This window comes from Kitasatospora sp. NPDC032150 (assembly GCF_055579945.1).
The window spans coordinates 1-6,281 of record NZ_JBVIMH010000076.1 but is presented as its reverse complement, the minus strand read 5'-3'; the positions used below and the strand labels follow the sequence as shown (position 1 = coordinate 6,281).

The following is a 6,281-nucleotide window of genomic DNA, read 5'->3' as shown; positions in this document are numbered from 1 at the left end:
AACGTCACCCGCTCCCGCCTGGGACGACTCGTCCGCCAGGAAGTCCTCGACCAACCCGGACGCGGCCGCTATCAAAAACGGACTTAACGCCCTCTTAGATCCACCTCGCCGTCGAGCAAGGGCAGAAGCCAGTGTCGGTGCTGATCACGGCCGGGCAGCGAGGCGATTCCCCGCAGTTCGAGCCTGTCCTGGAGGCGATTCCCCGCAGTTCGAGCCTGTCCTGGAGGCGATCCGGGCGCCGCGGATCGGTCCTGGTCAGCCCCGCAGGAGACCGGACCGGGTGCGGGCCGACAAGGCATACGACTCCCGCAAGAACCGCGCCTACCTGCGCAGGCGCGGTATCAGGGCGACCATTCCGGTCCCAGCAGACCGAATCCGTAACCGCCAGAAACTCGGCTCCCGAGGCGGTCGGCCGCCGAAGTTCGACAAGACCGACTACCACGAGCGCCACGCGGTCGAGTGCGGGATCAACCGTCTCAAGCGACACCGGGCCGTGGCCACGAGGTACGACAAGCTTGCCGTCCGCTACGAGGCGACCGTGCTGGTGGAAGTCCTCAACGAGTGGCTGTGACCAGCGGGTTTGTTGTCGACCTCAGTCTGACGGTGTGGGCACGGCGCAGGCATCGGCGATAGCCCGCGTGTCCCAGTAGAACGGACGAACCTCGGTGATCCGCCCGTCCTTGACCGTGATCGCTTGCAGAATCGGGAAGCTGAGTTCACGGCCGGTCGCACGAGCGCGAGCACGGACCTGTGTGAGCACGACCGCAGTCTCACCGGTGGCAAGAAACTCCTGCTCCACCATGTCGAACGACTCCCACGCCTCTCCCATCATGAGGAAGAACTGCGTCATGCCCTTGTGCCCACGCCATGTGCCGCCATAGGGCAGAGCATCTGCTTGATGCAGCTCGACATCCGGCGCAAAGAAGGGGGCGAGCAGGTCGAACGAAGCCTCGCCAGGGCCTCCTGCCGCCAAGTATTCCGCCTCAGCCTCATACATGCCGGTGAGGACTGTCGCTGAGTCCGTAGTGGATGACATCGTCATGCCGCCAGCATGGTCACCACAGGAAGATCTTGCTGGCGGCAATCGGACATCGCGTTGTGCGCACTTCCGCGGGGTGGGGTGGGGACGCTACCCAGCCGACTCGGCTCACTGCAACGCGCAAACAGGCAGCTCAGCGGAGCCGAGAGAACGTAACGCCAGGACGTCGTGCTCGGCCGGGGAGCTGGTGAGGGTGTCGGACACGGGGGTTCCTCCGGAGGGCTGATCGAGGCGGCCGGCGTCGGCGCGGGCCGCGGTGGTGGCGAGGTGCGGCAGGAGCGGCGCGAGGTCGTCGCCGCCGTGGGGCAGGCAGAGAGCGGCGAGGAGCTGGACCAGGTCCTCCTCGTCGCGGGCGCTTCGGGCGGTGCGCACGGCGGCGTTGGCGTTCTGCCGGGTCGTGGTGGGAGCCAGGTCGAGGCTCTCGGCCGCGATCAGGACGGTGGCCGGGTTGGCAGTGTCGCTGGGCATCAGTCAGCCGATCGCGGTCGGCGCGACGAGGAAGCGCGTGTCCCAGGACGCCAGGGTGTAGAGGTGCAGGACCTCCAGAAGGAGCTCGTCGATCTCGCCGTCGCCCGTCGGGTCGTCCGGGTCGGACACGTAGACGGTCGGCGGGCTGGTCAAGCGCAGGTGGATGGCCAGGCGGCGGGCGGGGGCGTCGTCGGCGTCGACGTCGTCGCGCAGCTCCCAGATCTAGCCGGGCGCGGCCAGGATGAGCGGGTCGCCGTCGGTAGCCCGCTCGCACGCCAGGCGCAGCGCGACCGGCTCGGGCAGGAAGTCGTCGCGCTGGAGGGCGGTGGCAGCGCGGCGGATGGCTTCGGCGGCCAGGTGCGGGCCGAGGATCAGGTCCAGCGGCACGGTGTGGTCGTGGGGGTCGGTGCTCATGCTGCGGTCCTCCTCGGGGTGGTGGTGCGCAGGGCGGCCAGGAGCTGGGCGCGGTGTTCGGCGGCGAGCGGGTAGGCGGCGACCGGCCCGGGCTGGGCGGTGCGGGTGCGGCGGCGGGCCGGCGGGGCGGGGCACTGGGGGACGAGTTCGGCGGCCAGGCGCCGGTCGAGGTCCTCGGGCAGATGCGTGGTCACCGCGGTCCCGCCTTCCTGGGGGTGACGGGGGCGAGCAGCAGCCGGTGGAGGAGGGAGGCGTCGTCGCGGGCCTGGCTGGCGGGCCGGCCGCAGGACCAGCAGTCGGCCTCGGGCCCGGACCAGGCCACCGAGCAGGTGTCGCAGGCGTAGCGGGAGCGGTGCGGGCGGGGGGCGAGGCGGCCGATGGTGCGGATCGCGGCGGCGGCCTGGCGGCGCTGGTCGGGGCTGAGGCCGGGGGAGAGGAGGGTGTGGGTGAGGACGGCGGTCGCCATACTGAGGTGTCCTTCTGATCTTGTGTCGGAGGGGTGGCCCGGGTGCGGCCGGTCGGCTGTGGAGGCGGGGTTCGGCCGGACCCGGGGAAGGCCGCGGTGCTGTGGGCAGGGGCGAAGGTCAGCCCGGGTAGTCGTCCGCGCCGACGTACGGCGCGGCGCTGGCCCAGGGGTCGTCGTCCGGCAGCGGTCGGGGCGCCGGCGGCAGGCTGGCGAGGCAGCGGTGCCGGTAGCCGCCCTCGAAGGTGAAGCCGCTGCCGCCGCACTCGCAGGTCTCGCCGTGGACGTAGTGGTGGCGGCCGACCGGGCAGTCGACGGGCTCCTGGTGGACCGGCACGAAGAGCCCGTCACCCTGGTCGTCCCAGGTCATGGTCTCCATCACCATCCCGGTACCGCCGCACCCGCCGACGCCCGTCGTGCGGCTCGTCCGGGCACGGGGCGCCGTCGTCGGCGTAGTCGACCTCGCCGAGGACGTCGGCGGCCCGGCGCAGCAGTTGCTCGGCTTCGTCCATCTGGAGGGCGAGCCCGGGGCGACCGGCGGCGCGCAGGTCGGCGGCCAGGTCGCCGAGCAGGTGGGCCGGGGCCTGCTCCTGGAGGGCCTGGAGGACGTCGGCGGGGTCGGTCCAGTCGCCGGAGGCGAGCCAGTCGTGCAGGTGGCCAACGCCGTCTCGCAGCGGCGGGCAGGGCAACTCGCCCCACCGGCTGGCCGGCTCGTCCAAGGCCGGGCCGGTAGCGGTGTTGCGCCGCAGGTGCAGGGCGATCCCCGCTGCGGCCAGCACGGTGCCGGCCGCAGCGGTCAGGAGGGTGGTGCGCTTCATGCTTCTCCGATCCAGGCGCCGGTGGGGTCGTCGCTGACCGCCTGCGCCCCGGCTGCGACGGGCACGGCCGCTGTCCAGGGCAGGGAGAGGCCGTCGTGGGCGCGGCGGGGGACGAGGTGGATGTGCAGGTGCCGGACGCTCTGCGTGGCCTCGGTGCCGATGCTCGTGATGAGGTTCGCCGCTCCGGCGCTCTGCGCGAGTTCGGCGGCCCCGCGCATCGTCAGGCCGGTGACGACCGGGTCGAGGGCGGCGTCGGGGACGTGGCGGGTCGGCAGGACGATGACGTGCCCGTCGGGGACCGGGTTCAGCGGGACGATGGCGAGCGTCTCCGGCCAGTAGCGCACGACCCGGGCGGGAGCCAGGCCCGCGCTGATCGCGCAGAACACGCACCCGCCACCGACCGGACCGGCGGTGGGCGCGGTTGGTGACGGCATGCTCGGCGGTCTTGGGCGGACCGCGCATTGCGCGGTCCGCCGCTTCTCACGCGATGAACTTAACCTCGGGGAAGGCCGCACTCGGGCCGTCGAGCAGATGTCCCCCGCGGTGTCGCAGGTGCTGGTCGAAGAACGCGAGCGGGTAGGCCTGCTGGATCCGGACCGCCCGGGCCGGATCGAGGGTGCCGACCATGTCCTGGATCTGCTGGTTCGTCATGCCGAGGATCGTGCCCGCTTGTGCGATCAGTGTCGCGTCGTCGCCGTACGTCTTGTGGATGGCCCCGTCGGCCTGGATGTTCAGGCGCCAGCCGCGAAGGTGTGTCCAGAACTCGGCGACGTCCGGCATGGCGGCCCGGGTGAACGAAGCGGTCATCATCATGAACGGCCGGTCCAGGTCGGTGGTGATGGTCGGCTGCATCGGACCGTCGATACTGAGTCCGGCTTCAACGCGCTGGTCGGCGAGCATGGTGAGCGCGGTGGCGGTGCCGCCCTTCGACCAGCCGAACGCGCCGATGCGCTGCGGGTCGAGGGCGTCGAGCAGTCCCTGGGGCAGTGGCCTGCCGTCGGCGTCGGGGTTGTGCCCGGCGGCCATGGCCTCGACGGCGTCGAGCACGAACCGGATGTCCGTGGCGAAGTCCCGCGGCCCGAGAAACGGCGGAACGTCTGCCGGGACGGTGAGTCGGCCGTCGGGGAGTTCGCTGAACGCGTCGTACGTGTGGTCGACGGTGACCACGGCGTAGCCGTGGCTGGCGAGTTCCTGGACCATGATGGTGTGGTCGCCGCGGTGGCTGCCCGCGCCGTGCGAGTACACAAGGACGGGCAGGCGGCGGCCCGTTCGGTGCACGGGTGCGCCCACGTGTGCGGCAGTGAGCGGGCCGAGGGCGGGATCGAGGGGGAAGCCGACGTCCGCCAGAAACGCCCGCAGCGCACCCTGGGTCATCCAGGGAGCACGCGGCAGGTCGTCCGTTTTGCAAGCGGGGTACCAGGCGCTGGCCATCAGCTCGCGGTGATGCCCCGGGCCGGCCACAGGATCCGGACGCGAGGTGTCGACGAGGTGGAGCGGCACCGTGCCCACCGGGTGCGGCCCGGTGGGTGCCGGCAGCGTGAGCCGTAATGCTCCGGGGGCGGTGGGAGCCGCCCACGCCTGGCGTGCTGCGCTGATCGGCACGGCGGCCCCGAGCCCCGTCATCAGCGCGGCTGCGAGCAGGCGACGGCGCGTCACGTCCGTCGTGGTGACCGGTGTGATGGTCACGTGTCCTCCCTGGGTTTCTTGGACGGTGTTCGGCGTGCTGTCCGGGTCCGCCGGACGTCGGCGGGAGCCGCTCACGGCTCACCTTGGTTCGCCGGAGCGGGATCAGGACTCCGGGGCTGAGCTGCCGTGCTCGATCTGGTGGATGAGTCGCTTGAGCTGGGTGACCTCGTCGCGCAGGGCGCGGTTGCCCGTGGGGGTGAGGGAGAGCCAGGTGCGGGCGCGTTTGCCCTCGTAGCCCTTCTCGATCTCCACCAGACCGGCCTTCTCCAGAACGGACAGGTGCTGGCTGAGGTTTCCGGCGGTGAGGCCGAGCGCCGTACGCAGGAAGCCGAACTCGACCCGGCCCGCTTGGTGGGCAACGGTGAGGATGCCCAGGCGCACGCGCTGGTGGACCACGTCGTCCAGGCCGGTGACGGGGTGCTGCTCGGGCTGATCGGTCATGACGCGTTACGCCGGCCGGACAGCTCGGCCAGGCCGAAGCCGAGGGCGCCGAGCAGGAGAAGCGCGCCGGGGACGCCGAAGGTGGGCAGAGCAGACCACGGGGAGGTGAACGGGATCCCCGCCCAGCCGGTGGACAGCGGCACCAGCTCGATGGCCAGGTACAACACAGCGAGCAGCAGCAAGGCGCGGCTGCGCTCCACCCAGGCCAGTACCAGCAGCGGCAGCCCGACGGCCATGGCGTTCCCGGCGAGCCGTTCGAGGAACCTCGTCACTCCGGAAGCGGGATCGAGGTGCAGGCCCCAGAAGTCGAGCCGCTCGCCGAGCTGCGGCATCCCGTGCCGCAGGCTCCAGAGCGCGGTGGCACTCGCCAGGGCGACCAGGACAGTCCCCGTCAGGACGTACGGCCGGACCCGGGTCCCGACACCGCGGTTGCGGGAGCGGCGGATGTAGAAGAACGCCGTCGCGGCGTAGGCGAGGGCGAGCCCGAGGGGCCAGTAGAGCGCCGAGCCCTGCGTGACCAGGGTGCAGCCGCTGCCGACCGCGCCTTCACCCGCCGGGCAGGCCACGGTCTCGACCTTGAAGGTGAAGCGGCCGACCAGGATCCCGCCCAGCGTGAGCACCCCCAGCAGCAGAAGGGGGAACCAGGTGCCGCGCTGCGCGGCCCGGACCTTGCGGGTCAGGTCGCCGAGGCCTGTCAGGACTTCACGGGGCGTGCCCGACGAGGGCACAGATGCGTCTGTCATGCCATGAGCTTTGCATTACAAACCAGTTATGGCAAGAAACGTACGCGCTGCAGGTCCAGGCACTGGGAAGCCGCCCGCTCGCGGCGGTTCCCATGATCACCAGCCGCTCAGCGCGCCAACGCCGCTGCGTTTATCGTCGCGGCCGGGGCACAAGCCCGTCTTCCATGATCACGACCTCGGCGTGGAGGGTGTACTTCTGGGCGGCGGCA

The 6,281-nt window shown here is 71.5% G+C and carries 13 protein-coding genes; 1 reads left to right on the top strand and 12 read right to left on the bottom strand.

The features are described 5' to 3' along the window. Positions 1–70: 70 nt before the first annotated feature. Positions 71–571: a transposase gene (locus ACZ5ON_RS35530; protein ID WP_465601626.1), complete on the top strand. Its 501-nt coding sequence runs from the start codon at positions 71–73 to the stop codon at positions 569–571. A gap of 21 nt (positions 572–592) precedes the next feature. On the opposite strand, the gene ACZ5ON_RS35525 is transcribed toward ACZ5ON_RS35530, so the two are convergent. The 12 genes from ACZ5ON_RS35525 to ACZ5ON_RS35470 form a co-directional block, all read right to left on the bottom strand. Beyond that, positions 593–1,042, bottom strand: coding sequence for a nuclear transport factor 2 family protein (locus ACZ5ON_RS35525; RefSeq protein ID WP_465601623.1), 450 nt, complete (start codon positions 1,040–1,042; stop codon positions 593–595). A gap of 105 nt (positions 1,043–1,147) precedes the next feature. After that, positions 1,148–1,507, bottom strand: a complete 360-nt coding sequence (locus tag ACZ5ON_RS35520) for a hypothetical protein (protein ID WP_465601621.1) — start codon at positions 1,505–1,507, stop codon at positions 1,148–1,150. Between the two features lie 3 nt (positions 1,508–1,510). After that, entirely contained in the window at positions 1,511–1,660 is a 150-nt protein-coding gene (locus tag ACZ5ON_RS35515; RefSeq protein WP_465601619.1) for a hypothetical protein, read from the bottom strand. Positions 1,661–1,729: 69 nt separating this feature from the next. Then, the gene (locus tag ACZ5ON_RS35510) at positions 1,730–1,921 is read right to left on the bottom strand and encodes a hypothetical protein (RefSeq protein WP_465601616.1); all 192 of its coding nucleotides are present in this window, start codon (positions 1,919–1,921) and stop codon (positions 1,730–1,732) included. Further along, complete coding sequence (locus ACZ5ON_RS35505; RefSeq protein WP_465601613.1) at positions 1,918–2,115, bottom strand: hypothetical protein; 198 nt, start codon at positions 2,113–2,115, stop codon at positions 1,918–1,920. Before ACZ5ON_RS35505 ends, ACZ5ON_RS35510 begins: the two co-directional genes overlap by 4 nt. Continuing rightward, positions 2,112–2,387 carry a hypothetical protein gene (locus ACZ5ON_RS35500; protein ID WP_465601610.1) on the bottom strand — a complete coding sequence of 92 codons (276 nt, stop codon included), beginning with the start codon at positions 2,385–2,387 and terminating at the stop codon, positions 2,112–2,114. Before ACZ5ON_RS35500 ends, ACZ5ON_RS35505 begins: the two co-directional genes overlap by 4 nt. A 118-nt stretch (positions 2,388–2,505) precedes the next feature. Next, positions 2,506–2,763: a hypothetical protein gene (locus tag ACZ5ON_RS35495; protein ID WP_465601607.1), complete on the bottom strand. Its 258-nt coding sequence runs from the start codon at positions 2,761–2,763 to the stop codon at positions 2,506–2,508. Next, the gene (locus ACZ5ON_RS35490) at positions 2,732–3,202 is read right to left on the bottom strand and encodes a hypothetical protein (protein WP_465601604.1); all 471 of its coding nucleotides are present in this window, start codon (positions 3,200–3,202) and stop codon (positions 2,732–2,734) included. Before ACZ5ON_RS35490 ends, ACZ5ON_RS35495 begins: the two co-directional genes overlap by 32 nt. Then, complete coding sequence (locus tag ACZ5ON_RS35485; RefSeq protein WP_465601602.1) at positions 3,199–3,636, bottom strand: HIT family protein; 438 nt, start codon at positions 3,634–3,636, stop codon at positions 3,199–3,201. Before ACZ5ON_RS35485 ends, ACZ5ON_RS35490 begins: the two co-directional genes overlap by 4 nt. Before the next feature lie 46 nt (positions 3,637–3,682). Beyond that, complete coding sequence (locus ACZ5ON_RS35480; RefSeq protein ID WP_465601599.1) at positions 3,683–4,888, bottom strand: alpha/beta hydrolase family protein; 1,206 nt, start codon at positions 4,886–4,888, stop codon at positions 3,683–3,685. Positions 4,889–4,990: 102 nt separating this feature from the next. Next, positions 4,991–5,329 (bottom strand): winged helix-turn-helix domain-containing protein, encoded by a 339-nt coding sequence (locus tag ACZ5ON_RS35475; RefSeq protein ID WP_465601597.1) that lies wholly within the window; start codon positions 5,327–5,329, stop codon positions 4,991–4,993. Continuing rightward, a complete protein-coding gene (locus ACZ5ON_RS35470) occupies positions 5,326–6,072 on the bottom strand; it encodes a hypothetical protein (protein WP_465601594.1) in 747 nt (248 codons plus the stop codon). Before ACZ5ON_RS35470 ends, ACZ5ON_RS35475 begins: the two co-directional genes overlap by 4 nt. Positions 6,073–6,281 lie beyond the last annotated feature (209 nt).

Coding starts and splice junctions, on each gene's coding strand:
- ACZ5ON_RS35525 (WP_465601623.1), bottom strand. CDS start 1,042: ATGACGATGTCATCCACTACGGACTCAGCGACAGTCCTCACCGGCATG.
- ACZ5ON_RS35520 (WP_465601621.1), bottom strand. CDS start 1,507: ATGCCCAGCGACACTGCCAACCCGGCCACCGTCCTGATCGCGGCCGAG.
- ACZ5ON_RS35510 (WP_465601616.1), bottom strand. CDS start 1,921: ATGAGCACCGACCCCCACGACCACACCGTGCCGCTGGACCTGATCCTC.
- ACZ5ON_RS35500 (WP_465601610.1), bottom strand. CDS start 2,387: ATGGCGACCGCCGTCCTCACCCACACCCTCCTCTCCCCCGGCCTCAGC.
- ACZ5ON_RS35495 (WP_465601607.1), bottom strand. CDS start 2,763: ATGGAGACCATGACCTGGGACGACCAGGGTGACGGGCTCTTCGTGCCG.
- ACZ5ON_RS35490 (WP_465601604.1), bottom strand. CDS start 3,202: ATGAAGCGCACCACCCTCCTGACCGCTGCGGCCGGCACCGTGCTGGCC.
- ACZ5ON_RS35485 (WP_465601602.1), bottom strand. CDS start 3,636: ATGCCGTCACCAACCGCGCCCACCGCCGGTCCGGTCGGTGGCGGGTGC.
- ACZ5ON_RS35475 (WP_465601597.1), bottom strand. CDS start 5,329: ATGACCGATCAGCCCGAGCAGCACCCCGTCACCGGCCTGGACGACGTG.
- ACZ5ON_RS35470 (WP_465601594.1), bottom strand. CDS start 6,072: ATGACAGACGCATCTGTGCCCTCGTCGGGCACGCCCCGTGAAGTCCTG.